Annotated in this window: 23 protein-coding genes and 1 tRNA gene; 13 read left to right on the forward strand and 11 right to left on the reverse strand. The window is 73.6% G+C overall.

Annotation, left to right across the window (positions count from 1 at the left end; genetic code table 11):
- Position 1: 1 nt before the first annotated feature.
- Positions 2 to 1,093: an ABC transporter ATP-binding protein gene (locus ACFT41_RS07065; protein ID WP_377587247.1), complete on the reverse strand. Its 1,092-nt coding sequence runs from the start codon at positions 1,091 to 1,093 to the stop codon at positions 2 to 4.
- A gap of 364 nt (positions 1,094 to 1,457) precedes the next feature.
- Here ACFT41_RS07065 and ACFT41_RS07070 point away from each other — a divergent pair.
- The 4 genes from ACFT41_RS07070 to ACFT41_RS07085 all read left to right on the forward strand — a co-directional run bounded on the left by ACFT41_RS07070 (position 1,458) and on the right by ACFT41_RS07085 (position 3,180).
- Positions 1,458 to 1,534 (forward strand) — tRNA-Thr (locus ACFT41_RS07070).
- Between the two features lie 306 nt (positions 1,535 to 1,840).
- Positions 1,841 to 2,239, forward strand: a complete 399-nt coding sequence (locus ACFT41_RS07075; RefSeq protein ID WP_377587249.1) for a helix-turn-helix domain-containing protein — start codon at positions 1,841 to 1,843, stop codon at positions 2,237 to 2,239.
- Between the two features lie 35 nt (positions 2,240 to 2,274).
- Complete coding sequence (locus ACFT41_RS07080; RefSeq protein WP_377587250.1) at positions 2,275 to 2,694, forward strand: VOC family protein; 420 nt, start codon at positions 2,275 to 2,277, stop codon at positions 2,692 to 2,694.
- A gap of 87 nt (positions 2,695 to 2,781) precedes the next feature.
- Entirely contained in the window at positions 2,782 to 3,180 is a 399-nt protein-coding gene (locus ACFT41_RS07085) for a histidine phosphatase family protein (protein ID WP_377587251.1), read from the forward strand.
- Between the two features lie 12 nt (positions 3,181 to 3,192).
- On the opposite strand, the gene ACFT41_RS07090 is transcribed toward ACFT41_RS07085, so the two are convergent.
- Entirely contained in the window at positions 3,193 to 3,750 is a 558-nt protein-coding gene (locus ACFT41_RS07090; protein ID WP_377587252.1) for a hypothetical protein, read from the reverse strand.
- A 166-nt stretch (positions 3,751 to 3,916) separates the two neighbouring features.
- Between ACFT41_RS07090 and ACFT41_RS07095 the strand changes: the two genes are divergently transcribed.
- From ACFT41_RS07095 to ACFT41_RS07105, 3 genes are all read left to right on the forward strand, one after another.
- Entirely contained in the window at positions 3,917 to 6,313 is a 2,397-nt protein-coding gene (locus ACFT41_RS07095) for a M4 family metallopeptidase (RefSeq protein ID WP_377587254.1), read from the forward strand.
- Between the two features lie 79 nt (positions 6,314 to 6,392).
- Complete coding sequence (locus ACFT41_RS07100) at positions 6,393 to 7,202, forward strand: enoyl-CoA hydratase/isomerase family protein (RefSeq protein WP_377587269.1); 810 nt, start codon at positions 6,393 to 6,395, stop codon at positions 7,200 to 7,202.
- 66 nt (positions 7,203 to 7,268) lie between these two features.
- A complete protein-coding gene (locus ACFT41_RS07105) occupies positions 7,269 to 8,891 on the forward strand; it encodes a serine/threonine-protein kinase (protein ID WP_377587255.1) in 1,623 nt (540 codons plus the stop codon).
- 162 nt (positions 8,892 to 9,053) lie between these two features.
- Here the strand turns inward: ACFT41_RS07105 and ACFT41_RS07110 are convergent, their stop codons facing one another.
- Together ACFT41_RS07110 and ACFT41_RS07115 are read right to left on the reverse strand one after the other, a co-directional pair.
- Positions 9,054 to 9,497 (reverse strand): HNH endonuclease, encoded by a 444-nt coding sequence (locus ACFT41_RS07110; RefSeq protein ID WP_377587256.1) that lies wholly within the window; start codon positions 9,495 to 9,497, stop codon positions 9,054 to 9,056.
- A 223-nt stretch (positions 9,498 to 9,720) separates the two neighbouring features.
- Positions 9,721 to 10,011: a hypothetical protein gene (locus tag ACFT41_RS07115; RefSeq protein WP_377587257.1), complete on the reverse strand. Its 291-nt coding sequence runs from the start codon at positions 10,009 to 10,011 to the stop codon at positions 9,721 to 9,723.
- A 221-nt stretch (positions 10,012 to 10,232) separates the two neighbouring features.
- Here ACFT41_RS07115 and adhE point away from each other — a divergent pair, with 221 nt between their 5' ends.
- Entirely contained in the window at positions 10,233 to 12,902 is a 2,670-nt protein-coding gene (adhE, locus tag ACFT41_RS07120) for a bifunctional acetaldehyde-CoA/alcohol dehydrogenase (protein ID WP_377587258.1), read from the forward strand.
- 73 nt (positions 12,903 to 12,975) lie between these two features.
- Here adhE and ACFT41_RS07125 read toward each other — a convergent pair whose 3' ends face one another.
- Both ACFT41_RS07125 and ACFT41_RS07130 read right to left on the reverse strand, forming a co-directional pair.
- Positions 12,976 to 14,508, reverse strand: a complete 1,533-nt coding sequence (locus ACFT41_RS07125; RefSeq protein WP_377587259.1) for an FAD-dependent oxidoreductase — start codon at positions 14,506 to 14,508, stop codon at positions 12,976 to 12,978.
- Between the two features lie 116 nt (positions 14,509 to 14,624).
- Positions 14,625 to 15,107, reverse strand: a complete 483-nt coding sequence (locus ACFT41_RS07130) for an MSMEG_6728 family protein (RefSeq protein ID WP_377587260.1) — start codon at positions 15,105 to 15,107, stop codon at positions 14,625 to 14,627.
- Between the two features lie 51 nt (positions 15,108 to 15,158).
- Here ACFT41_RS07130 and ACFT41_RS07135 point away from each other — a divergent pair, with 51 nt between their 5' ends.
- Genes ACFT41_RS07135 through ACFT41_RS07145 form a run of 3 tightly spaced genes read left to right on the forward strand, consistent with a single transcriptional unit; the run spans position 15,159 to position 17,896 of the window.
- The gene (locus ACFT41_RS07135) at positions 15,159 to 17,018 is read left to right on the forward strand and encodes a potassium channel family protein (RefSeq protein ID WP_377587262.1); all 1,860 of its coding nucleotides are present in this window, start codon (positions 15,159 to 15,161) and stop codon (positions 17,016 to 17,018) included.
- Positions 17,019 to 17,072: 54 nt separating this feature from the next.
- Positions 17,073 to 17,546, forward strand: coding sequence for a hypothetical protein (locus ACFT41_RS07140; RefSeq protein WP_377587263.1), 474 nt, complete (start codon positions 17,073 to 17,075; stop codon positions 17,544 to 17,546).
- Positions 17,543 to 17,896 (forward strand): hypothetical protein, encoded by a 354-nt coding sequence (locus tag ACFT41_RS07145; protein WP_377587264.1) that lies wholly within the window; start codon positions 17,543 to 17,545, stop codon positions 17,894 to 17,896. Before ACFT41_RS07140 ends, ACFT41_RS07145 begins: the two co-directional genes overlap by 4 nt.
- 19 nt (positions 17,897 to 17,915) lie before the next feature.
- Here ACFT41_RS07145 and ACFT41_RS07150 read toward each other — a convergent pair whose 3' ends face one another.
- Together ACFT41_RS07150 and ACFT41_RS07155 are read right to left on the reverse strand one after the other, a co-directional pair.
- Positions 17,916 to 19,172: an APC family permease gene (locus tag ACFT41_RS07150; RefSeq protein WP_377587265.1), complete on the reverse strand. Its 1,257-nt coding sequence runs from the start codon at positions 19,170 to 19,172 to the stop codon at positions 17,916 to 17,918.
- A gap of 10 nt (positions 19,173 to 19,182) precedes the next feature.
- Positions 19,183 to 19,953: a phosphatase PAP2 family protein gene (locus ACFT41_RS07155; RefSeq protein WP_377587266.1), complete on the reverse strand. Its 771-nt coding sequence runs from the start codon at positions 19,951 to 19,953 to the stop codon at positions 19,183 to 19,185.
- A gap of 77 nt (positions 19,954 to 20,030) precedes the next feature.
- Here ACFT41_RS07155 and ACFT41_RS07160 point away from each other — a divergent pair, with 77 nt between their 5' ends.
- Positions 20,031 to 21,254, forward strand: coding sequence for a DUF4032 domain-containing protein (locus ACFT41_RS07160; RefSeq protein ID WP_377587267.1), 1,224 nt, complete (start codon positions 20,031 to 20,033; stop codon positions 21,252 to 21,254).
- 63 nt (positions 21,255 to 21,317) lie between these two features.
- On the opposite strand, the gene nagA is transcribed toward ACFT41_RS07160, so the two are convergent.
- From nagA to ACFT41_RS07175, 3 genes are all read right to left on the reverse strand, one after another.
- Positions 21,318 to 22,427, reverse strand: coding sequence for an N-acetylglucosamine-6-phosphate deacetylase (nagA, locus tag ACFT41_RS07165; RefSeq protein ID WP_377613760.1), 1,110 nt, complete (start codon positions 22,425 to 22,427; stop codon positions 21,318 to 21,320).
- 38 nt (positions 22,428 to 22,465) lie between these two features.
- Positions 22,466 to 23,392, reverse strand: coding sequence for an ROK family protein (locus ACFT41_RS07170; RefSeq protein ID WP_377582320.1), 927 nt, complete (start codon positions 23,390 to 23,392; stop codon positions 22,466 to 22,468).
- Positions 23,393 to 23,454: 62 nt separating this feature from the next.
- Positions 23,455 to 24,384, reverse strand: a complete 930-nt coding sequence (locus ACFT41_RS07175) for an SIS domain-containing protein (RefSeq protein ID WP_377582073.1) — start codon at positions 24,382 to 24,384, stop codon at positions 23,455 to 23,457.
- A 193-nt stretch (positions 24,385 to 24,577) separates the two neighbouring features.
- Here ACFT41_RS07175 and ACFT41_RS07180 point away from each other — a divergent pair, with 193 nt between their 5' ends.
- Entirely contained in the window at positions 24,578 to 25,363 is a 786-nt protein-coding gene (locus ACFT41_RS07180; protein ID WP_377582075.1) for a DeoR/GlpR family DNA-binding transcription regulator, read from the forward strand.
- The last annotated feature ends 157 nt before the right edge of the window (positions 25,364 to 25,520 follow it).

Consider the following 25,520-nt stretch of genomic DNA (forward strand, 5'->3'; position numbering starts at 1 on the left):
GTCAGATCCGCTTGCCGGTGGCGGCGTTGAAGACGTGGGTACGCCCGGCGCGCGGCTTGACGAACACGGTGTCGCCCATGTTCGGCATGGTGCGCCGGTCGGTGCGGACCACGAAGCGCTCGTTGTGGCCCTCCAGCGCGGCGTGGCCGTAGACGTTCGCGTCGGAGCCCAGGTCCTCGACCAGCTCGACCACGACCGGCATGCCGCCCTCGGTCGGGCTGACCAGGTCGCAGTCCTCCGGGCGGAACCCGACGGTGACCTTGTTGTCGCCGCCCTCGGCGCGGGCGGCCTCGGCCTGCTCGCGGGTCAGCGGGATGTTCATCTCGGCGAACGCCGCGCCCTGCTCGTTGAACGGGACGGTCTTGATGTTCATGGCGGGGGAGCCCATGAAGCCCGCGACGAAGACGTTGGCCGGGGTGTCGTAGAGCGCCCGGGGGGTGTCCACCTGCTGGAGGACGCCGTCGAGCATGACCGCCACCCGGTGACCCATGGTCATGGCCTCGACCTGGTCGTGGGTGACGTAGACGGTGGTGATGCCGAGCTTCGCCTGCAGCGAGGCGATCTGGGTGCGGGTCTGCACCCGGAGCTTGGCGTCGAGGTTCGACAGCGGCTCGTCCATGAGGAAGACCTGCGGCTCGCGGACGATCGCCCGGCCCATCGCGACCCGCTGGCGCTGACCACCGGAGAGCGCCTTCGGCTTGCGGCTGAGGTATTCCTCCAGCTGGAGCAGCGCCGCCGCCTCCTTGACCCGTCGGTCGATCTCGTCCTTGGGGGTCTTGCGCAGCTTGAGCGCGAACGCCATGTTCTCGTACACCGACATGTGCGGGTAGAGGGCGTAGTTCTGGAAGACCATCGCGATGTCGCGGGCCTTCGGCGGCAGGTGGGTGACGTCGCGGTCGTCGATGTAGATCGCGCCGTCGTCGACGTCCTCCAGGCCGGCGAGCATGCGCAGGCTGGTGGACTTGCCGCAACCGGAGGGGCCGACCAGGACCAGGAACTCGCCGTCCCCGATCTGGAGGTCGAGCTGGTTCACTGCGGGACGCTCGGTGCCCGCGTAGATGCGGGATGCCTTCGCGTAGGTGACCGTAGCCATGCTGGAGCGCTTCCTTTCACCGGCAGGAACGTGCCGGACGATCCGAGTGAAGGAGCAACCGGCGTCATGTGACGCCGGCCATCGGGCGACGCGCCGGGCAGCCGGGGCCGCCGGAAGTGTCATCCGTGTCACTGCACGGTAAACGGCTTTTCGTATCCTGCCAAGACATGAAGCATCGGGTGCGACGGACGGCATACGCATTCCGGTCAGTCGGGCACAGCCGGGCATCAATCTCCGCGCGGTTTCGCCGGGCCGGCGAGCATTGGCCGACTCCGGGGCCGGAAAGATAGCGTTTTCCGTGCTCGGAGGGGCTGCCGAGGGGGATGTTCGCAGCTCTGTCGCTTATGCTGACCACGCACGATGCGCCCCTGTAGCTCAGCTGGCCAGAGCACTCGCCTTGTAAGCGAGATGTCGCCGGTTCGATCCCGGCCGGGGGCTCCAGTCCACAAGGCGGTTCCGGCGTCCCGCCGGACCGTCCCGGTGGCGTGACAGCAAGACTGCCCCCGGGACAGCCGTCTGATGATTTTGGCGGGTGCCCCGGCGCAGGCGTCAAGATCCTTTGTGGGGGTACGCGGCCTGCAGAACCTCCCGCACGAGTTCGCTCGGGCGGCGATTGGTCAGCTCCGCCACTTTTTGGATCATCGCAAAGGTCTGATCATCCACGCGTACGCTGATAGCCTGACCCGGTCAGCCCGTACCGGCAAGGGTTCTGTGCGGGAAGCCGCCGCCGGGTCGGACGGGGGTGGGATGAGCCGCGCGGTGGAGGAGTCCAACCGGGCGATGCTGCGCGCCCGTGACGCCATGGACCGGGCGTACGGCGAACCACTGGACATCCCTGCCCTGGCGCGGATCGCGCACGTCTCGCCGGCGCACTTCATCCGCACCTTCTGCGCCACCTTCGGCGAGACCCCGCACCGCTACCTGCAACGCCGCCGGGTCGAGCGGGCCATGTACCTGCTCACCCAGACCGACCGGGACGTCACCGACGTCTGCTTCGCGGTGGGGTTCGCCAGCCTCGGCACGTTCAGCCGGACGTTCCACCGGATCGTGGGCGAGCCGCCGACGGCGTACCGGCGGGGCAGGGCGCCGACGGATGTGCCGGCCTGCTTCGCCAAGGCCTGGACGCGACCCAGCAGTTTTGGATAAGCACCAGGTCAGGGCGGTCGCCTAGCGTTCCGGGCATGACGATGAACGCGATCAGCCGCTCCCAGATCTATGTGCTCGACCAGGACGAGGCGCTCGACTTCTACGTCGGCAAGCTCGGCATGGAGGTCAACACCGACGCCGACCTCGGCTTCATGCGCTGGCTGACGGTGAACCTGCCGGGCGACCCGGAGCGGGAGATCCTGCTGGAGGAGCCCGGGCCGCCGGCCCTCGACCCGGCGACGGCCGAGCAGGTCCGGGAACTGCTCACCAAGGGGGCGCTGGGCGGCTACCTCTTCATGACCACCGACGACGCGCAGAAGACGTACGAGGACCTCGTCGGCAAGGGCGTGGAGGTCACCGACGAGCCGACCGAGCGCCCGTACGGCATCGACTTCGGCATCCGGGACCCGTTCGGCAACAAGATCCGCATCGGGCAGATGTTCCCGCGCGGCTGAGCTCCTCTCCTGTGTCGGCTGGGCCGGTGGGCGTCGGGAGCGCGGGTTAGCGCCGGGCTGGTCGCCCGGTCGCTGCCCGGTGTTCCGGTGTACGCCACCGAGCTGGCCGGCGACCACCTGCCGCACGACACCGACCCGACGGGCCTGCCTCCGGCGTACGCGAGGCTCCTGGCCGCCTATTCGCCGGCCGAGCGGGTCGACGGGCCGCGGCTGACGGCGGCGGCCGTGGCCCGGTTCGCCGCCGCGCCGGCCGACGGCGACGACCGGGTGCTGGTGGTCACCCACACCTTCCTGATCGCCTGGTTGGTCCGGCACGCGCTGGACGCCCCACCGGGGCGCTGGCTCGGGCTGAGCCACCACAACGCCGGCCTGACGGTGATCCGTTACAGCTCGGTCGGGCCGGCGGCCCTGGTCGCGGTCAACGACGTGTCCCACCTGCCGCCGGACCTGCGGGCCACCGGCCTCCCGGCGGCCTACCGCTTCTGATCCCCCGGTGGGTCAGCGGGCGGCCGTGAGCACGAATTCGGCCAACGCCGACGCGGCCTGCGGCGGCGTGCCCGCGACCGGGCAGTCGGTCCAGTCGACCGTGGCGCCGCCGACGTCGAGCCGGTAGGAGAAGGCGTCGGCGCAGCGGCCGTCGGAGTCGGCCGTGCCGCCCTCGGCGAGCCGGGGGGCGGCGGCGAGCTGCCGCAGCCGGTCGAGGTCGGCCCCGGTGAGCCGCCCGGCGCGTCGGGTGCCGGCGCGGTCGACGGCCGTCCATCGGCCGTCCGGCTCGACGGTGACGGTGTCGTCGAGCCCGCCGTAGCCGCCGGAGCGCCGCACGACCACCCGGGCTGCGGCGGCCGGGGCGAGGGTGCCGGTGGCCTGCGCCGGGCCGGTGGTCGCCGGCGTGTTCGTGGCGGGCGTCGGCCCGGTGGTGGCGGGGATCGACCCGACGGTGGTGCCGGAGGGGGCCGACACGGGGGTGCCGGGGACGCCGCGGGAGCATCCGGCCGACGCCAGCGACGCGGTGACGGCGGCGGCGACGAGGGCGGCACGGAGGAGAGTCGATCTCATATTGATGGGACGTGTCCGGCTTCGGCCCGGTTCCTTCACCTGCCGTTACTCATCCGTTCGGCCAGTGTTGGGGGCTGAAAGCGCTCCCACCCTTCCCCTTTTGTTCATGTGTCTCTATATCTACATGCGTGACTACCCCCGTCACAATTTCTTGCCAGGAGGGCACGTGAAGAAAACCCTCGCCGCTGCGAGCGCAGTGCTGCTGACCGGCGGCCTGCTCGCCTGCGTCACCACCACGGCGCAAGCGGCACCGCCCGCCGCCCCCACCCCGGACGCCGCCGCCGCGGCCCGTGCCGACTCGGTCCTGCGCGCCAACCCCGGCGCGGTGCAGGGCACCGGCGCGGAGGCCTACCAGGTCGTCCGGACCAAGGTGGACGGCAGCGGAGCGTCGCACACCCGCTACACCCGCACCTACCACGGCCTGCGCGTCTACGGCGGCGACTTCGTCATCCACGCCACGGCCAACGGCCAGTACGCCGGGGCCTCGGTGGGTCTCGCCGCCCCGCTGGCGCTCGGCACCAGCCCGAAGGTCACCTCGGCCAAGGCCAAGGCAGCCACGCGCAAGGAGTTCTCCGGCTCGCTCACCGCCGTGGGCACCCCGGAGCTCTTCGTCGACGCCAGCTCCGGCAAGGGCCGCCTGGCCTGGGAGACCGTCGCCACCGGCTGGAAGGCCGACAAGCAGACCCCGTCGAAGCTGCACGTGATCACCGACGCCGTCACCGGGGCGCTCATCGGCTCGTACGACGAGATCGAGTCGGTCGCCGGCAGCGGAACCGGCATCTACACCGGTGCGGTCGCCGTCGACACCACGCTCTCCGGCAGCACCTACCAGATGATCGACCCGGTGCGCGGCAACGGCACCACCTGCGACATGAACAACGGCACGTCGACCTGCACCACCTTCACCGACGCCGACAACGTCTGGGGCACCGGCGCCAACTCCAACCGGCAGTCGGCCGCCGTCGACGCCCACTTCGGGGCCGCCAAGACGTTCGACTACTTCAAGAACGTGCACGGCCGCAACGGCATCTTCGGCAACGGCGCGGGCGTGCCGAGCCGGGTGCACTACGGCAACAACTACGTCAACGCCTTCTGGGACGGCTCCCGGATGACCTACGGCGACGGCTCCGGCAACTCCCGCCCGCTGGTCTCCCTCGACGTGGCCGGCCACGAGATGAGCCACGGCGTCACCGAGGCGGTCGCCGGCCTGGTCTACTCCGGCGAGGCCGGCGGCCTCAACGAGGCCACCAGCGACATCTTCGGCAACATGGTGGAGTTCTACGCCGCCGCGCCGAGCGACCCGGGCGACTACCAGGTCGGTGAGAAGATCAACATCAACGGCGACGGCACGCCGCTGCGCTACATGTACAACCCGTCGCTGGACGGCTCGTCCGACTCGTGCTGGTCGACCAGCACGAAGAACCAGGACGTGCACTACTCGTCCGGCGTCGGCAACCACTTCTACTTCAACCTCGCCGAGGGCACCGGCGCCACCGCGTACGGCACCTCGCCGGTCTGCGGCTCCGCCCCGGCGATGACCGGCATCGGCCGGGCCAAGGCGGAGAAGATCTGGTTCCGCGCGCTCGACGTGTACTTCACCTCCACCACGTCGTACGTGAACAACACCACCCCGTCGAACACCGCGCGGGCGTACACCCTGCGGGCGGCCACCGACCTGTACGGCAGCTGCTCCACCGAGTACAAGGCCGTCCAGGCGGCGTGGACCGCGGTGAACGTGGCCGGCAGCGACGCGCCCTGCTCGTCGACCGGCAACGACTTCTCCGTCACGCTCTCGCCGACCTCCGGCTCGGTCACCGCCGGCGGCTCCGCCACCACCACCGTGGCCACCGCCACCACCAGCGGCACCGCGCAGACCGTGACGCTCTCCGCCTCCGGCCTGCCCGCCGGCGCGACCGCGTCGTTCAGCCCGGCCTCGGTGACCTCGGGCGCGTCGTCCACCCTCACCATCGCCACCGGCGCCAGCACCCCGGCGGGCACCTACGCCGTCACGGTCACCGGCACCGGCACGTCGGTGAACCACACGGCGACCTACACGCTGACGGTCAGCAGCGTCGGCGGCGGCTGCACCGGCGCCGGCCAGAAGCTCGGCAACCCCGGCTTCGAGTCCGGCAACACGGTGTGGACGGCCAGCTCGGGCGTCATCGCCGCGCACGGCGCCAGCCAGCCGGCCAACACCGGCACCTTCAGCGCCTGGCTGAACGGTGTCGGCCGCCGCAGCACCGAGACGCTCTCCCAGTCGGTGAGCCTGCCGGCCGGCTGCGCCTCGTACAACTTCAGCTTCTGGCTGCACATCGACTCGGCCGAGACCACCACGAGCACGCAGTACGACAAGCTCACGGTGCAGGTGCTCAACTCGTCCGGGACGGTGCTGGCGACCCTGGCCACGTACTCGAACCTGAACAAGGCCACCGGGTACGCGCTGAAGTCGTTCTCGCTGGCCTCGTACGCCGGCCAGACCGTCACGCTGAAGTTCACCGGCACGGAGGACTTCTCGCTCCAGACGTCCTTCGTCGTCGACGACACCGCGGTCGACGTCGCCTGACGTAGCCGTACCGCCTTCCGGCCCGGCGGCCACCCCACTCGGGTGGTCGCCGGGCCCACGTCGTTATGGTCGAGGGGTGGTGGCGGTGTCGGACGCGGAGCTGACCGTCGGGACGACCGGCCCGGTGGCCACGATCGTGATCTCCAACCCGGCGCGGCGCAACGCGATGACCCCGGCGATGTGGCGGCGGCTGCCGGTGCTGCTGGACCGGCTGGAGGCCGACGAACGGGTCCGCGCGCTGGTGCTCACCGGCGCGGCCGGCACCTTCTGCTCCGGCGCCGACCTCGGCGCCCTCGACGAACTGCTCGACGCCGGTGACGCCAGCATCGCCGTCGCCGCCGAGGAGCGGCTCGCCGCCTTCTCCCGGCCGACCGTCGCCGCGATCGAGGGTGCCTGCGTCGGGGGCGGCTGCCAGCTCGCGGTGGCCTGCGACCTGCGGCTCGCCGCCACCGACGCCCGGTTCGGGGTGCCGCCGGCCCGGCTCGGCCTGGTCTATCCCGCGCCCACCACCTGGCGACTGGCCCGGCTGGTCGGCCCGTCCGCCGCGAAGCACCTGCTCTTCACCGCGGAGCTGATCGAGGCCGAGCGGGCCCTGCGGATCGGGCTGGTCGACGAGGTGCTGCCGCCGGACGGGCTCGCTGCCCGGGTGGCGGCGCTCACCGCCGCGATCGCCGAGCGCTCCCGGCTCACCGTCGCCGCCGCGAAGGAGATCGTCGACGACCGGGCCGACGCGGAGCGGATCGCCTGGTGGCACGGGCAGGTCCGGGACAGCGGGGAGGCCCGGGAGGGGGCGGCGGCGGCCAACGAGCGCCGACCGCCCCGGTTCGGCTGGGCCCCGCCCTCCGCCGCCGGCCCCTCCACGACGGACCGGCCGGCATCCGGGCGGTGACCTGCCCGATCGGGTTTTCTCGATGATCGGTTGGTGCGGCGGGGCCCGTGCTGGCACGCTGTGCCGGTGCAGATCGATCAATTCCTCAACGGCCGGTACCGCCTGGGAGATCGCATCGGCAAGGGCGGCACGGCGGTGGTCCACCGGGCGTACGACGAGCTGCTGGAACGCGAGGTGGCGGTCAAGGTGCTGCTCGGTTCGGACCGGGCCGCCCGCCGACGCATCCGCGCCGAGGCGAAGGCCGCCGCCCGGCTGTCGCACCCGAACGTCACCAACGTCTACGACTACGGCGAGGCGCTGACCCGCACCGGCGAGGTCGCGCCGTACGTGGTGATGGAGCTGCTGCCCGGCCCCACCCTGGCCCGGCGGCTGGACGACGGGCCGCTGCCGGCGGTGGAGGGGCTGCGGATCTGCGCCGAGGTCGCCGCCGCGCTCGCCGCGGCGCACGCGCGGGGTCTGGTGCACCGCGACGTCAAACCGGCCAACGTCGTGCTCACGCCGTCCGGGGCGAAGGTGGTCGACTTCGGCACGGCCGCCGCCGTCGGCCAGCCGGAGATCGACTTCGACGGCAAGCTGCTGGGTACCCCCTCCTACCTGGCGCCGGAGCGGCTCGACGCCGGGGAGGTGGTGCCCGCCTCCGACGTCTACGCGCTCGGGCTGCTCGTCCACCTCGTGCTCACCGACGAGTTGCCCTGGGAGACCGACACCCCCACCCAGATGCTGCGGGCCCACGTCTACGTCGAGCCGAAACCCCTGCCGCCGGTCGACGGCGTGCCGGCCGAGGTCGCCGAGCTGTGCCGGCGCTGCCTCGCCAAGGACCCGGCCGCACGCCCGTCCGCCGAGGAGGCGGCGTCGCGACTGGCTGCGGTGGTCACCCGGATGCGGGCCGCGGAGGTGGCCCTGCCCGAGCCGGCCGCTGTCGCTCCGGCTGTTGTGGCTCCGGCTGCCGGTGACGGCCTGGCCGGTGACGGTGCTGATCGGCCCGGCGGTGCGGCCGGGGCGGCGGCCGGCCCCGGTGCTGCGCCGCGCGGGCCCGCACCGCGCCCTGTGCCACGCCGGGTCCCGGTCCGGTGGCGGTACCGGGCCCCGCTCGTCATCGGCGCCGCGCTGGTCATCGCCGTGGCGGCGGCCGGCTCGCTCGCCGACTCGTCCCGCCCGCACCGGCCCGGGACGGCCGGTCCGACCGCGTCGCCGGCACCCTCCGCCGACGGGGTCGTCGCCCCCGTCGGCGGGGTCCAGCCCACCGGTGAACTCGGCCTCCCCGGCGGGGACGGCGGCCTGCCGCGTCCCGGCGACCCGGCACGCAGCCCCGACCCGGGCGGCGGCGCCCCGGGCCCGTCGACCCCCGGCGAGTCGGGCAGGTCGCCGTCGGCTCCGGGTGCCCCGTCCGCGTCCCCGTCCGCCCCGGGCTCCGGTGACGCCCCGGCCGATCCGGCCGAGCCGGCCCCCGCCGAGCCGCCGGCGGTCGCGGTGCGCGCGAGCGGCGGCACCGTCCGGGTCGCCTGCACGGGTCAGATCGCGGCGGTGACGTCGACCGCGCCGGCGGACGGCTACCAGGTCGAGGAGTATGTGCCGGGCCCCGCCCGGGAGATCCGCGTCGTGCTCGGCTCCGCCACCCACGCCAGCGACGTCCGGGCGAGCTGCGCCAACGGCAAGGTGGTGCCGAGGGTACGCGAGACCAAGCGCTGACCGTGCCCCGGCGGCCCTGCCGGCAGTAGCCCTGCCTGCGATGGCCCTGCCTGCGGTGGCCCGAAGTCCGGTGGCCCTGCCTTCGGTGACTCGGCCGGGGCCGGCGGGTGCCGCGCCGGGGCGTACCCCCGACGCGGCCCCCCGTTCCCGCCGGCCGGCCGGTCACCGCCCCGCCAGCGACGCCCAGCTCGGGACGGCCGGCTCGTGCCGCAGCGGCATGCCCGCCTCGGCGGGCGTCCGGTCGCCCTTGCGCTGGTTGCACGCGTAGCAGGCGGCGGTGGTGTTGCGCCAGGTGTTCCGGCCGCCGCGTGAGCGGGGCAGGACGTGGTCGATGGTGCTGGCCGGCCCGCCGCAGTAGGCGCAGCACCGGTCGTCGCGGCGCAGCACGCCCGTCCGGGACCAGGCCGGGCCGGCGCGCAACCGCCAGCGGGTCACGACGTACCGGACGAGGCGGACCACCCGGGGGACCGGGAAGATCCCGATCACCCGGTCCGGCTCGGCCTCGTGGATCTCGGCGACCCGCCGGCAGAGCATCCGGATCGCGTGCTGGACGGTGACCCGGTGCAGCGGGCCGAGGTCGGCGTTGACGACGAGGACGGCGTCCACCGGGTCTCCTCCCAGGGCTGACGGTGGGGCCGGGCCGGACAGCGAAGAGCCGCCCGGGTCCGGCGGAGGACGGGCGGCTCGACACGTGCGGACACGCGTCAGTCGGGCCACTCGTGCCGGGGCACAGCGAATCGGCAACCGTCGACGGCCAGGGCCGACGGCACGTCTCTGACGTGCGATAACGGCATGGCTGTCTCCCGGCTGGCTGGTTGACTTTGCGCGATCACGGTAGGTCGGCGGGGGCGGGGCCGGCAACGTATTTCGATCCTCCGGGGATCTGGTCCGGGTGCCCCTGCCGTCGGCTCCGGGCCGCGGCCCGCGCGTCGGCCAGCGGCCCGTCGACCCGGCCGGCCATCCGCACGGTCAGCTCGCCCTCCAGCAGCGGCCGGTTCACTTCCCCGGCGACCGCGAGGGTCGGCCCGGACACCGTCCGCCAGATCGCGGTCAGCCCGGCGCCGAGCCCGACCAGGGCGACGGCCGCGCGGGTGGTGGGGGAGCCTGCCGCCGTCAGCACGTCGCGCCACAGCTCGCGGGCCAGCTCGTCGCGGGCGAGCCCTGTCGGACGCCCCGGGCACCCCTTCGAGCATATGCACCAATAGTTTGCTTTGTGGAGAATTGAGGGGCAGGTTCGGGACCTTCGGCGGGTGCCGGACGGGTCCTTTCGCACCACCATCGGGATCGTTGGCGGTCGATTCTGAAGATGACAGTGACGCCGCAACCGCCGAGGTGTGACAGATGAAGGCCGAACCGAGGATCGCCCCGTCGACCGAACTCGACGCCATGGTCGACGCGCTCGTCTCCGACGGGCTCAAGGCCCTGGCCGAGTACGACCGGTTCACCCAGGAGGAGATCGACCGGATCGTCCGCAAGGCGTCCGTGGCCGCCCTGGACCGGCACGCCGAACTCGCCCGGCTCGCCGTGGCGGAGACCGGCCGGGGGGTCTTCGAGGACAAGGCCGTGAAGAACATCTTCGCCTGCGAGCACGTCACCCACAGCATGGCGCGGGTGCGGACCGTCGGGATCATCAGCCGCGACGAGATCGACGGCATCGTGGAGATCGCCGACCCGGTCGGCGTCGTCGCCGGCATCACCCCGGTCACCAACCCCACCTCGACCACCATCTTCAAGGCGCTACTGGCGCTGAAGACCCGCAACCCGATCGTCTTCGCGTTCCACCCGTCGGCGCAGCGGTGCAGCGTGGAGGCGGCCCGCACCGTCCGCGACGCGGCCGTCGCGGCGGGCGCGCCCGAGCACTGCGTGCAGTGGATCGAGCAGCCGTCGGTCGAGGCGACCACCGCGCTCATGCGCCACCCCGGCATCGCCACCATCCTCGCCACCGGCGGCAACGCGATGGTCCGCGCGGCGTACTCGGCGGGCAAGCCAGCGCTCGGCGTCGGGGCGGGCAACGTGCCCGCGTACGTCGAGGCCAGCGCGAAGCTCAAGCGCGCCGTCAACGACATCGTGCTGTCCAAGTCGTTCGACAACGGCATGATCTGCGCCTCGGAGCAGGCGGTGATCCTCGACGAGGCCGTCGCCGACGCCGCGCTCGACGAGTTCCGGGCCCTGCACGCGTACGTGGCGTCGGCGCAGGACAAGGCGAAGCTGGAGGCGCTGCTGTTCCCCGCCGGCCGGCTCAACCCGGACGTCGTCGGGCGGTCGGCGGAGTGGATCGCCGAGCGGGCCGGGATCACCGTCCCGCCGCGTACCTCGATCATCCTGGCGGAGGTGGACCGCGTCGGCCCCGACGAGCCGCTGACCCGGGAGAAGCTCTGCCCGGTCCTCGCGGTGCTGCGCGCCGCGACCCGCGAGCAGGGCCTGCGGTACGCCGAGGAGATGGTCGAGTTCCACGGCCTCGGCCACAGCGCGGTGATCCACACCGAGGACGAGGCGCTGGTCGAGGAGTTCGGGCAGCGGGTCAAGGCGGTCCGGATCATCTGGAACTCGCCGGCCTCCCAGGGCGGCATCGGCGACATGTACAACGCGTTCCTGCCGTCGCTGACCCTCGGCTGCGGCAGCTACGGCCGCAACTCGGTGTCGAACAACGTCTCGGCGGTCAACCTGGTCAACATCAAGCGGATCGGCCGGCGGACCAACAACATGCAGTGGTTCAAGGTCCCGTCGAAGATATACTTCGAGCCGAACGCGCTGCGCTACCTCGCCGAGATGCCGGACGTGCACCGGGTCACCGTTGTCACCGACGCCACCATGACCCGCCTCGGCTTCGTCGACCGGGTCAACCGGATCCTCCAGCGCCGCCCCGGCCGGGTCGCGCTCCAGATCATCGACGACGTCGAGCCCGAGCCCAGCGTGGAGACCGTCGACCGGGGCGCCGCCCTGATGCGTTCCTTCCAGCCGGACACGATCATCGCCCTCGGCGGTGGCTCGGCGATGGACGCCGCCAAGGTGATGTGGCTGCGCTACGAGCACCCCGAGGTGGTCTTCGACGACCTGCGGGAGAAGTTCTTCGACATCCGCAAGCGCGCCTTCGCCTTCCCCACCCTCGGCGAGCGGGCCCGGCTGGTCTGCGTGCCGACCACCTCGGGCACCGGGGCGGAGGTGACCCCGTTCGCGGTCATCACCGACCGGCGTACCGGCAGGAAGTACCCCCTCGCGGACTACGCGCTCACCCCGACCGTGGCGATCGTCGACCCGGTGCTGACCGCCAGCATGCCGCGCGCCATCGCCGCCGACAGCGGCTTCGACGCGCTCACCCACGCCATCGAGGCGTACGTGTCGGTCTACGCCAACGACTTCACCGACGGCCCGGCCCTGCACGCGATCAGACTGGTCTTCGCCAACCTGGAGCGCTCGGTGACCGGCGGCGACGCGGGCCCCGCCGGGATTGGAAGCGACGCCGCCGGGGCGCGGACGCACGCCGTGGCCAGCGACGCCGCCGGGGCGCGGGAACGGATGCACAACGCCGGCACCATCGCCGGGATGGCGTTCGGCAGCGCGTTCCTCGGCATCGTGCACGCCATGTCGCACACCCTCGGGGCGACCTTCCACATCGCCCACGGACGCACCAACGCGGTGCTGCTGCCGCACGTCATCCGATACAACGGCACCGTCCCGTCGAAGCTCTCCGGCTGGCCCAGGTACGAGAGCTACCGCGCGCCGGAGCGGTTCGCCGAGATCGCCCGGACGCTGGGCCTGCCGGCGGCCACCCCGGCCGAGGGCGTGGAGTCGCTGGCGGCGGCCGTGGAGCGGCTGCGCGACGCGGTCGGCATCGAGCCGTCGTTCGCCGCGATCGGGGTCGACGAGGCCGCGTTCGAGGCGGCCCTGCCGCAGCAGGCGATCAACGCCTACGAGGACCAGTGCGCGCCGGCCAACCCGAGGATGCCGATGCTCGACGACATGCAGCAGCTCATGCGGGCGGCGTACCACGGCACGCGCTGGGCCGCCTGACGCGCGGTGTTGGGAGGGGCGGTGTTGAGAGGGGGCCCTTCCTATACAGAATGCGTTGACAAGGTGCCCTTCCTCACCTCCGGGCGAGGAGGCCGCGGGGGCGGATCGAGTGGACCGGCTCGGCCGCCCGGCCCTCGGCGCGCAGGATGTGGTTCGCGGCGACGATCCCCGTCGCCGCGGACCGTTCCATCAGGGCGCTCGGGAAGTCGGTGCGGATGCCGTCGCCGGCCAGGTACAGGCCCTCGGCGTCGGTGCGCACCCCCGGCCGCCGGGCGTGACTGCCCGGGGTGAACGCCGGGGCCTGCGCTTCCACCCGGGCCCGCAGTTCGCGTACCCGCAGCCGGGCCGCCTCCGGCCACAGCGCCACCAGCTCGGCGCGCATCCGCTCGGCCAGCTCCTCGGCCGGCACGCCCGGCTCGCAGGCGTACGCGTGCAGCTCCAGCACCGAGCCGCCGGTGCGCTCCGCCCAGCGGCGGGACTCGTTCTCCAGCCGGTGATAGAGCGTCACCGAGTCCAGGGTGGGCTGCCGGGACACCCCGCTGAACACCGCCCGCCCGGCGTCGACGTCCCCGTCGCACCAGTAGCGGGCCACCGCGTACGGCGGGCCGGGGGCGCCGAACGCGGGCATCGCCGCCACCAGCGCGGGGGCGGCCCCGGCCAGCACCGGCGAGGCCCCGACGAGGGCGGCCAGGGCCGGCGGGTCGACGGCGAGCACCACGTGCCCGGCCGGGTACGCCGTGCCGTCGGCGGCGCCCACCCGCCAGCCGTCGGGGGTGCGGTCCAGCCGGGTCGCGGCGACGCCGGTGCGCACCCGCCCGCCGTGGCGCTCGACGTGCCGGGCCAGCGGCTGCCAGATGGCGGTGCCGTAGTCCTCGTCGGGGCAGTCGAACGCCAGCCCCTCCGGGTTGCCGAGCAGATAGAAGTGGAACTGGGCGATCATCTCGGCCGCCGACATCTCCGCCTCGTGGTTGAAGAACGAGTGGGAGAAGACCTCGAACAGCATCGCGCGGGCCCGGTCGGGCAGCCGCAGCGAGTCCAGCAGCTCGTCGGCGCAGATGCCATCGAACTCGGCGTACGTGCGCACCGGGTCGTAGGTGAGCAGCGGCAGCGCGGCGTCCCGGTCCATCGCCCGCAGGTCGGCCAGGCGCAGGCTCGGGCTGCGCAGCAGCAGGGCGAGCAGGTTGGCCGGCGGGGCCGGGGGCAGCCGCCCGAACTCCTCCGTCGGCCAGTCGGCGCTCAGGATCGGATAGCCCGGAATCGGCTTGAGGAACCGCAGCCCCGGGTCGATCCGGCGCAGGATCGACCGCCAGTTGTAGTACTGCCGGAAGAACGCGTGGAAGCCGTGCTCGTTGGCCTGGACGCCGTCGGCCAGCTGCTGCGGCCACGCGCCGAGCCGGCCGCCGAGGGTCGCCGCGGCCTCCAGCACGGTCACCCGCACCCCGTGCTCGGCGAGCACCACCGCCGCCGACATGCCGGCGATCCCGCCGCCGACGACCACGGTGTCCACGGGGCGCGGCACGCGGCGGGCGCCACCGCCACGGCCACCAGGGTCCACCACGTGCTGCCGTACGCCGATGAGCCGACCCACCACCCGAGACAGCGCCATGCGCCCAGTCTGCCCGAGGGCAAGGAAGGGCCCCTTGTCAACGCCTGCGGTAGAGAAGGGTCCCCTTCTTACACCCCCCGGCGGGGCCTCAGCGTGCGCGGGCAGCGCGCGGGGCCTCAGCGCGCGGGGCAGCGGCGTTCGCGGTCGGAGGCGGGCCAGACGTACTCCAGGTTCGGGTCGACGTCGCCGAACAGGGGCCCGTAGTGCCCCGGGTCCTTGCGCAGCAGCGACGAGCGGTGGCTGCGGTGCAGGTCGTCGCGGCCCAGCCACGGCGGCAGCTCACCGGTGTCGGCCAGCTCCGCCTGGGTTCGTACGGTGGTCACGCCGCAGGCGGCGGCGAGGTCGACGGCCAGCGTCGCCGCGCAGGTGTCGGCCCGCCCCGGTTCGCACCACACCGCGCAGACGTCCAGGCCGTAGCGGACCAGTGCCTCCTCGTACCCGGCCCACATCCTCACCGCCGGGTGGTTGCGCCAGCCGTACCCCGGCCGGGTCAGCCCGCGCAGCACCTGGATGGCCTCCACCCGTTGCTTGCCGAGCCGCCGGGCGTCCAGCGCCCGCGCGCTGGCCAGGAAGTCCGGGTACGGCAGGAACGTCTGCATGCTGCTGCTCTACCCGCCCCGAGACCCGACAACCGTTCCCGACGGTCGTTCATGATCACGGGGCTTGCAGCACGGGGCTGCGCGGCCTCCCGGCCGCTGACTACGATTCGGCGCATGGCGGAGCCCCTGCGTGACCGCGCGCGCCGCGCCACCGGCTGGCGGCTGCGGATGAACGGGGAGACCCGCCCGCACTACGTCGTCTGCGGGTCGGACCCGCTGGCGTACTGGGTCGTGCGGGCGCTGCTCGCCACCGAGCTGGACAGCGGCCGCATCCGGATCACCCTGGTGGTGCCGGAGCGCCGCCGCTCCGACGGCCCGGACGGGCGCGACGTCCCCGGCCTCCAGGTCGTCCGGGCCGTCCGGCTCGACGAGGTGACGTTCCGCCGGGCCGGGCTGTCCGGCGCGGACGGGCTGGCGCTGCTGCACCAGGACGACGTCGGCAACATGCACGCCGCGCTCTGCGCGCAGGAGGTGGAGCCCCGGCTGCGGCTGGTGGTACGCATGTTCAACACCAGCCTCGCCAACGGGCTGCGGCAGCTCTTCCCCGACTCGGCGGTGCTCTCGGACGCCTCCATGGCCGCCCCCGCGTTCGTGGCCGCCGCCCTCGGCGAGGTCGCCCCGACCCATTTCCGGCACGCCGGGCGCACCCTCTACGTGGCGCGCCGCGCCGACGTACGCGAAACGGACGTGGTGTGCGGGGTGGCCGACACCCGGGATGCGGCCCGGCCCGGGGTCCTGCCGGCCGACGAGGCGACGGCCGACGTGGTGCTGGCCGAGGCGACCGGGCAGCCGCCGGGCACCGAGCTGGCCGCCCGCCGGCTGGTCCGCGCCCGCCGCCGCCGGCAGCCGGTCGCCGTGCTGCTCCGGGCGGTCCGCAGCTTCGCCACCCGCAAGATCGGGATCGCGGTGCTGGTGCTGCTGGCCGTCATCGCCGCGCTGGGCTGGCTCAACGCCCGGGCTGCGCACGTGGGCTGGGCCGACGCGCTCTACCTCACCCTGGTCACCACGCTCACCGGCGAGGACCCGGACGTCGCCAAGCCCGTCGCCGCCCAGGTCATGCAGGTGGTGCTCAACCTGGCCGGGTTGGCGCTGATCCCGCTGATCACGGCCGTGGTGGTCGACGGGATCGTCAACGCCCGGCTGGCCCTGCACGCCGGCCGGATCCAGCCCGCCCGGTCCGGGCACGTCGTGGTCGTCGGGCTGGGCAACATCGGCACCCGCGTCATGGCCCAGCTCAACGACTTCGGCGTCGAGGTGGTGGCCATCGACAAGGACCCGGACGCCCGGGGCGCGTCGCTGGCGCACCGGCTCGGCGTGCCGTTGGTGGTCGGCGACGCCGGTCGGGAGGAGACGCTGCGCTCGGCGTCCGTCGAGACCTGCCAGGCCCTCGTGGTGGTCTCCACCGACGACGACGTCAACCTGCGGGCCGCGCTGAACGCGCGGGGGCTCACCCCCGACCTGCGGGTGGTGCTGCGCCTGTTCGACGGCGACTTCGCCGAGCGCGTCCAGAAGGCGTTCGGCATCGGCATCTCGCGCAGCGTGTCGTACCTTGCCGCGCCGTCGTTCGCCGCCGCGCTGCTGGACCGGGCGGTGATCGCCACCATCCCGGTCGGCCGGCACGCGCTGCTGGTCACCGAGGTCCAGGTGGTCGCCGGGTCGCCGCTGGACGGCCGCCCGCTGGCCGCCGTGGCCCAGCCCGGCGCGGTACGCCTGCTCGCGCACGCCCGCCCCGGCCAGAAGGCGGACTGGTCGGCCGACCACCGTCTGGTGATCACGGCCGGGGACCGGCTGACCGTGGTGGCCCGCCGGGCGGGGCTGACCGCCCTGCTGCGCGAGACGACCCCGCCTCCGCCGCAGCCCCCGCCTGCCGCCCCGGCCGGCCCACCCCCGCCCAGGACGAGCGAAGAGTAGTGCGCGTCCGGCTAGCCACTTGCTCCGCACTACTTCCAAGGTACTGTGGAAGTCGTGACGGCTGTATACGAAGAACTCCCGTTCAGCGAGTTCCTGCACAGGCCAGCGGCTGTGGCCGACCGGTTGGACTCCGTACGCGCCCTGCGGCTGCGGCGACGCGGCGCAGGGGATCTGGCGCTGACCCGTGCAGACCAGTTGGAGCAGGATGCCGTCGTCATCGACTTCACCGCGCGTCTGCTGGCTGGTCTGGTCCGTACCCAGTCTCCCGACGCCGTGCGCCGGGTGCTGGGTGAGGCGCTGCCATGGGTGTCCTTCCTGCCTGAGGACGACGTCGACCAACTGCTGGGCGAGCTGATCGAGGTGGCGCAGGGCGCGGCGTCGCTGGAGAACCTGTCGCCGGTGGCGGTGCTGTTGGCTCAGTGGCGGCACACCGCCGAGATCCACGCCGACCCGACGCTGCTGGAGATCCTGACCCGAGAGCCGGCCGGTGATCTCGGCCCGGTGCCCGCCCCCGAGGTTCGCCAGTGAGTCCGAAGCGGGGAGATCGGGCGGCCCCGCCCGCCGTCGGCACCGAGTTCGAGCTGCGTTTCGCCGACTCCGCGGCGGCCGACGGCTGGGAGCAGCTCGCCCGGCAGGCGCCGGGAAACCTCCGGCGGGCCTATAAGGCACTGCGGGCAGATCCGAGGTCGAGGACGACGCCTGAGCGGCAGCACCGCCTCAAGGGCACACTCGCGTCGGCGGTCTGGAAGGGGGAGCAGTTCGAGCGCTGGCAGTACGAGGTGACCGGTGGGGGGCGGATCTGGTACCTGATCGACGATGGCCGGCGTACGATCTGGCTCACCTATGCCGGTGCCGGGCATCCCCGCGAGACGGACTGATCGGCGCAGTACGAACTGGTCATCTCCGGGGGCGTAGGGCGTACCAGGCGGCGCCGAGGGCGAGCACGCCGAACCCGGTGAGCACGCTGGGCAGCGGCAGGCTGACCGCGAGCGCCACGCAGCCGACCAGCCCCAGCACGGCGAGCAGCCGCACCGGCAGCCGGCGGCCCGGGTCCCGGCCCAGGGTGAGCGCCGACGCGTTGGTGATGGCGTAGTAGACCAGCACCGTGCAGCTGGAGAAGCCGATCGCCCCGCGTACGTCGCCGACGAGGACCACGGCTGTCACCACGGCGGCCACGGCCAGCTCGGCCCGGTGCGGCACCCGGCGCACCGGGTGCACGGCGGCCAGGCCGTGCGGCACGTCCCGGCGGCGGGCCATCGCTAGCAAGGTCCGGCCCACCCCGGCGACCAGCGACAGCAGCACCCCGGTCACCGCGACGGTCGCCCCGGCGCGCACCACCCAGGCGAGGCCGGGCAGCCCGGCGGCGGTCACCACGTCGGCCAGGGGGGCGGCGGACGCGGCCAGCCGCTCGGGGCCGAGCACCCCGAGCGCCACCACCGCCAGCACCAGGTAGATGGCCAGCACCACGCCGAGGGCCAGCGGCACCGCCCGGGGGATCGTCCGCTCCGGGGCGTGCACCTCCTCGCCGAGGGTGGCGATCCGGGCGTACCCGGCGAAGGCGAAGAAGAGCAGCCCGGCGGCGGCCAGCACGCCGTGCCCGCCGCCGAGGTCACCGCCGCCGAAGGCACCCGGCCCGGCGATCCGGCCCGCGTCGAAGTCGCCGCCGAGCAGGCCGGCCCCCGCCACCAGAGCCAGCACCGCCAGCACCACGCCCACCAGGGCCTTCGTGGCCGTCGCGGTCTTGCCGATGCCGTGCAGGTTCACGGCGGTCACCGCCGCGACGGCGGCGACGGCGACGAACCGGGCGCGCCCCGGCCAGAGGTACGCCCCGATGGTCAACGCCATCGCCGCGCAGCTCGCCGTCTTGCCGACCACGAACCCCCAGCCCGCCACGAAGCCGGCGAACGGGCCCAGCCGTTCCCGCCCGTAGACGTACGTGCCGCCGGACTCCGGGTAGCGGGCGGCCAGCCGGGCCGAGCTGGTCGCGTTGCAGAACGCCACGAACCCGGCCAGCGCCAGCGCCACCAGCAGGCCCGCCCCGCCGGCCGACGCCGCCGCCGGGGCGAAGACCACGAAGACGCCCGCGCCGAGCATCGACCCCAGACCGATGACCACCGCATCGGGTACGCCCAACCGCCGCGCCAGCCGCTCCACGCCTCGGACCCTAGGGGGTCGAGGTGAACAGCGCGGGACGATCCCAGCCGGCCAGCCACCGGCGGGGCAGCGGCACGTCGTCCCACGGCACCCGGTGCAGCAGCCGGTCGAGCACGAGCCCCAGCAGCAGCGCAGCCAGCCCGTCGGTGAGCCAGTGGTAGTTCAGGTACGTCGTGGTGACCAGCAGGATCGCCGGCGGCGCGAACCGGATCAGCCGGTGCGTCGCCGGGCGCAGCCGCCCGGCCGTCAGCGCGACGAGCAGCGCCGCGATCACCCCGTACCAGACGATCGCGTTCGCCACATGCCCCGACGGGTACGACATCGAGTACGCCCCGGCCGGCAGGTGGTTGAAGATGCGCACCGCCTCCTCGGGCGGCAGGAACGGCGGTTTCACGCTGGCGGTCGGCGCGGCCCGGTCGGTCCAGAGCTTCAGCGGCCCGATGGTCGCAGACGTCAGCAGGAACGCCCCGCCGACCAGCAGGAACGGCCGCACCGAGCGCCGCCGCCACGCCACGGCCACCGCCAGCGCGCCGGAGACCGGCATGAGCAGCCAGCCGCCCTGCCCGAGCAGGTTGAACACCTGGGCGGTCCGGTAGAGCGGCACCGGGTCGTTGGCGAACGCCCACCGGCTCACCGCGAGGTCGAGCCCGAGCAGCGCCCCCCGGGCCAGCGCGAGGGTGATTGTCGCCAATCCGGCGAGCAGGAGTGCGTCGCACCACCAGCCGGCCGGGCGTACGGGCCTGAGCTGCACTTTCCGCCGTACCGTCTGGGTCTCGCGCACGCGACCACGCTACCGGGCCGCTGCCCGCCCGCTGTGGGGCGAGCCACGATGGGGAGCGCTGCGGCGGGCGACCCGTCATGCTTGTCGGCGTGCGGATCACCTCTGCCCTCGTGGACCCGGCGCTGCTAGACCTTCCCTGGTCGACCCCGCTGGAGGAGTGGCCTGCCGAGCACCTGGTGGCGCTGCCGCAGGGCATCTCCCGGCACATCGTGCGCTTCGTCCGCCTCGGCGGGTACGTCTACGCGGTCAAGGAGACCGGCGAGCGGGTCGCCGAGCGGGAGTACGACCTGCTGCGGGCGCTGGAGCGGATCGACTTCCCGGCGGTGGAGGCGGTGGCCATCGTCGCCGACCGGCAGACCGACGACGGGGAGCCGCTGGACCCGGTGCTGATCACCCGGCACCTCCAGTTCTCGCTGCCCTACCGGGCGCTGTTCTCCCACACGCTGCGCCCGGAGACGATGGGCCGGCTGCTCGACGCGCTGGCCGCCCTGATCGTCCGGATGCACCTCACCGGTTTCTTCTGGGGCGACTGCTCGCTGTCGAACACGCTGTTCCGCCGCGACGCGGGCGCGTTCGCCGCGTACCTGGTGGACGCCGAGACCGGGGCCCTGCACAACTCGCTCTCCAACGGCCAGCGCGGCGAGGACCTGGAGATCGCCCGGGTCAACATCTTCGGCGAGGCGCTCGACCTCCAGGCCGCCGGCCTGCTGCACGAGTCGATCGACCCCGAGGTGGTGTGCGAGGAGGTCGTGCAGCGCTACGAGCGGCTCTGGCACGAGATCACCTACGAGCAGCAGGTCGAGCGGGAGGCCCGGCACGACATCGAGGGCCGGATCCGCCGCCTCAACGAGCTGGGCTTCGACGTGGCCGAGGTGGCCATGTCGAGCATCTCCGACGGGCGGTACCTGGTGCGGCCCAAGGTGGTCGACGCGGGCTACCACCACCGCCGGCTGCTCCGCCTGACCGGGCTGGACGCCGAGGAGAACCAGGCCCGCAAGCTGCTCAACGACCTCGACGCGTACCGGGCGGAGAGCGACCTGACCGACGAACAGCAGGCCTCCCACCGCTGGCTCACCGAGGTCTTCGAGCCGGTGGTCCGGGCGGTGCCGGCGCACCTGCGGCGCAAGCTGGAGCCGCAGGAGCTGTTCGCGCAGATCATCGAGCACAAGTGGCTGCTCTCCGAGCGGGCCGGCCGGGACGTGGGCATGCGGCACGCGGTGCAGTCGTACCTGGCCGACGTGCTGGTGCACCGCCCCGACGAGCAGGCCGTCCTCGGTGTCGAGGTCGACGCCCTGCCCTGACCCGGCCGGCCCCCGCGCCGCCGGGCCGCCCGAGAGGCGGCCCGGCGGCCCCGGCGCGGGGTGTCACTCCACCCAGGAGCCGCCGCGCATCACCCGGACCACGTTCAGGTCGTCGTCGAGGACGACCAGGTCGGCGCGGAGGCCGACCTGGAGCGCGCCGACCCGGTCGCCGAGGCCGATGGCGCGGGCCGGGGTGGTGGCCACCATCCGGCAGGCGTCCGCCATCGGCACGCCCGCGTGCACGGCGTGCCGCAGGGCGGCGTCCATGGTGAGGGTGCTGCCGGCGATCGCCCCGTCGGCCGCCAGCCGGGCCACCCCGTCGGCGACGGTGACGGCCTGGCCGCCCAGCTCGTACTCGCCGTCGGGCATGCCGGCGGCGGACATCGCGTCGGTGATCAGGGCGGCCCGTTCGGGGCCGGCGGTCGCGGTGACGAAGGCGAGCATCCCGTCGTGCAGGTGCACCCCGTCGGCGACCAGCTCGCAGACGACGTGCGGGGCGTCCAGCAGGGCCACGACGGGGCCGGGCTCGCGGTGGTGCACCGGGCGCATGCCGTTGAACAGGTGGGTGCCGACGCTCGCGCCGGCCGCCACGGCGGCCCTGGTCTGGTCGTACGTGGCGTCGGTGTGGCCGACGGCGGCGACGACCCGGTGGGCGGTGAGCAGCTTGATCGCCTCCAGCGCGCCGTCTCGCTCGGGGGCCAGGGTGACCATCCGCACCGCGCCCCCGCCCAGCTTGATCAGCTCGGTCAGTTCGTCGACGGACGGGTCGCGGAGGAACTGCGGGTTCTGCGCGCCGCACCGGGCCGGGGAGAGGTACGGCCCCTCGAAGTGGACGCCGGCCAGCGTTCCCTCCTCGACGAGCGGCCGGTATGCGGTCGTCGCCGCCCGCATCAGCTCGAACGGCGAGCTGACCAGGCTGGCCAGCAGGGTGGTGGTGCCGTGCCCCAGGTGGAAGGCCGCCGCCTGGCGGGCGGATTCGGCGTCGCCGGTGGTGAAGGTGTGCCCGCCGCCGCCGTGGGTGTGCATGTCCACGAAGCCGGGGACGATCCAGTGCCCGTCGCGCACCGACGGGTACTCGGCGGCGGCGGTGATCCGGTCGCCGTCGAGTTCCACGCAGCCCTGCCGGATCACGCCGGTCGGGGTCACCACCTTGCCGTTAACCCGCAGGGTCATCAGTTTCTCCAGACCTGTGTGAGGCGTGCCGGTACGGATCAGCGGGCGTCGAGCGCCAGCAGGGCGGCGCCGAGGCAGCCGGCCTCGTCGCCGAGGGCCGCCGCGACGAGGCGCGGCCGGCGGTGGAACGTCATCCGCTCGCGCAGCGCCGCGCGCAGCGGGTCGAACAGGCGGGGGCCGGCCTGGGCGAGGCCGCCGCCGAGCACGACGGTCTGCACGTCGAAGAGGGCCTGGCCGGTGGCCAGCCCGTCGGCCAGCGCCTCGACCGCCTCCGCCCAGACCCGCCCGGCGACGGTTTCCCCGGCGGCGGCCCGGTCGGCCACCTCGGCGGCGGTTGCGGGAATGTCGGGCGGTCCGCCGCCGTTCCCCGCCGTGCCGTTCCCCGCCGCGCGGGTCAGCCCCGCGCCGGTCAGCTCCGCGTACCGGCGGGCGATCGCCGAGGCGGAGGCGACCGCCTCCAGGCAGCCGTCGCGCCCGCAGCCGCAGCGCGGGCCACCGGGGCGGACCAGGATGTGGCCGATCTCCCCGGCGGCACCGTGCGCGCCGGTGGCGGCCGACCCGTCGACTACGTGGGCGGCGGCGATGCCGGTGCCGATCGCGACGAAGAGCACGTGCCCGGTGCCCCGGCCCGCGCCGAGCCGGGCCTCGGCGAGCCCGCCGACGCGCACGTCGTGGCCGAGCGCCGTGGGCAGCCCGAGCCGCGCCGCCGCCAGGTCCCGCAGGGGTACGTCCCGGAAGCCCACGTTCGCCGACCAGACCGCCACCCCGGCGGCCTCGTCGACGACGCCGGGCACGGCGATCCCCAGCGCGACGGGGTCGAGCCCGTCGGCGCGGGCCTTGCCGGCCAGCCCGTCGGCGACGTCGAGGATCGTCTCGACGACGGCTTCGGGGCCCCGGCCCGCGTCGGTGGGGTGCCGCTCGGCGTGCACGACGGTGCCGTCCGGGCGGACCAGCGCGCACTTCATGCCGGTGCCGCCCACGTCCAGCGCGACGACGACGTCGGCTGGGCTGACGACGTCGGCTGGGTTCACGCGAGGACCACGGAGCGGGTCAGGTGGCGGGGCGCGTCGGGGTCGAGGCCCCGGCTGGTGGACAGGGCGACGGCGAACCGCTGGGCGAGGATCAGGTCGGCCATCGGGTCGACCGGCGTACGCCCGGCGGCCCAGCTCGAGAGCACGGTGCGGCAGCCGTGGGTGCGGCTGTGCACGAAGGCGGCCCCGGTGGCGGCGACGTCCTCGGCGAGCCCCTCCGGGATGTCGCCGAACGCCCAGACCAGCCGGCCCGGCGCGGCCACCGAGATGGGGCCGTGCCGGTAGTCCATGGCCGGGTACGCCTCGGCCCAGAAGGTGGCCGCCTCGCGGCACTTGAGCGCGGCCTCCTGGGCCAGCCCGATCGTCCAGCCCCGGCCGAGGAAGGTGACCTGCTCGATGTGGGCCGGGTCGATCGGCAGCGGGGCCCGGACGGCGACCTCGGCGTCTGCGGAGAGCGCGGCGAGGTTGTCGCCGAGGTGGGCGCGGAGCAGGGCCAGGGCGGTGGTGGCGAACCGGGTCTGCACCACGGACCGCTCGTCGGCGAAGGGCATGGCGACCACGGCGGAGGCGACGTCCACGGCGGGGGAGACCGGGTCGCCGACGATGACGGTGGTGGGGATCCGGCCGCGCAGCGCGGCGAGCAGCTCCAGCACCTCGGTGGTGGTGCCGGACCGGGTGACGGCGATCAGCCGGTCGTAGCGGCGGCCCGTGGGGAACTCGGACGCCTGGAACGCGTCGGTCTCGCCGTGGCCGGCGGCCTCGCGCAGCCCGGCGTACGCCGTCGCCATGAACCACGACGTGCCGCAGCCGACGACGGCGACCCGCTCCCCGGGGCGCGGCAGGTGCTCGGCGACCGTGGGGGACAGCAGCGCTGCCTCCCGCCAACAGTCGGGTTGACTCGCGATCTCTGCGGGCACGAACGCCATGAGAACTCCTCGCTGGGAGGTCGTGCGCAATACGGCGCAATACGGCCGCCTTTCGCGCGTTATTCTGCGCGAAACCTCGCGTCCCTGGCAACCGGGTCCCCGATCGCGCAGAGCGGAGTTTTGCACCTTCTAGTTTCGCGCACTACTGTGCACGCAATCGATCACCCTTCGTGCAGTCAGTGGAGGCCCCGCAGTGGACCGGTACGCCCGATGGAACGCGCTGCTGGAGATGCTCACTGACAACGGCCGGGTGAGCGTGGAGGAGGCCGCCGGGCGGCTGGACGTCTCCCAGGCCACCATCCGGCGCGACTTCGACCAGCTCGCCCAGCAGCAGATGATCACCCGCACCCGGGGCGGCGCGGTCGCCAACGGCGTCTCCTACGACCTGCCGCTGCGCTACAAGACCGCCAAGCACTCGGCCGAGAAGCAGCGCATCGGCGCGGCCGCCGCCGCGCTGGTCACCCCGGGCACCGTGGTCGGCCTCAACGGCGGCACCACCAGCACGGAGGTGGCCCGCGCGCTGGCCGTCCGGCCCGACCTGAACACCAGCGCCGAGGGCGCCCAGCTCACCGTCGTCACCAACGCGCTCAACATCGCCAACGAGCTGCTGGTCCGCTCCCGGATGAAGGTGGTGGTGGCCGGCGGTGTGGTCCGGCCCAAGTCGTTCGAGCTGGTCGGCCCGCTGGGCGGGGCGCTGCTGCGCGAGGTCACCCTGGACGTCGCCCTGCTCGGCGTGGACGCGATCGACCCGCAGCTCGGCGCCGCCGCCCACCACGAGGGCGAGGCGGCGATGAACAACCTGATGGTGGCCCGCGCCAAGCGGGTGGTGATCATCGCGGACTCGTCCAAGCTGGGCGGGCACGCGTTCGCCCGGATCTGCCCAGTCGACCGGGTGGAGACCCTGGTGACCGACTCGGGCGCGAACCCGGTGTTGGTGGAGGTGTTCCGCGCGGCGGGCGTCCACGTCGTCACCGCCTGACACACCGGACTGCATACCGGGTATTGCGTCCCCCTGCATACCGCGTATGGTGTCGTCGTCACCGGTTCTCATCGGGGGAGGCACAGCTTGTCGGCTGTCCTGGAAATAGAAGGTCTACGTAAGACGTACAAGAGTCGCCGTCGGGGGGTCCGACACG

This window comes from Micromonospora sp. NPDC057141, assembly GCF_042670805.1.
GTDB lineage: Bacteria > Actinomycetota > Actinomycetes > Mycobacteriales > Micromonosporaceae > Micromonospora.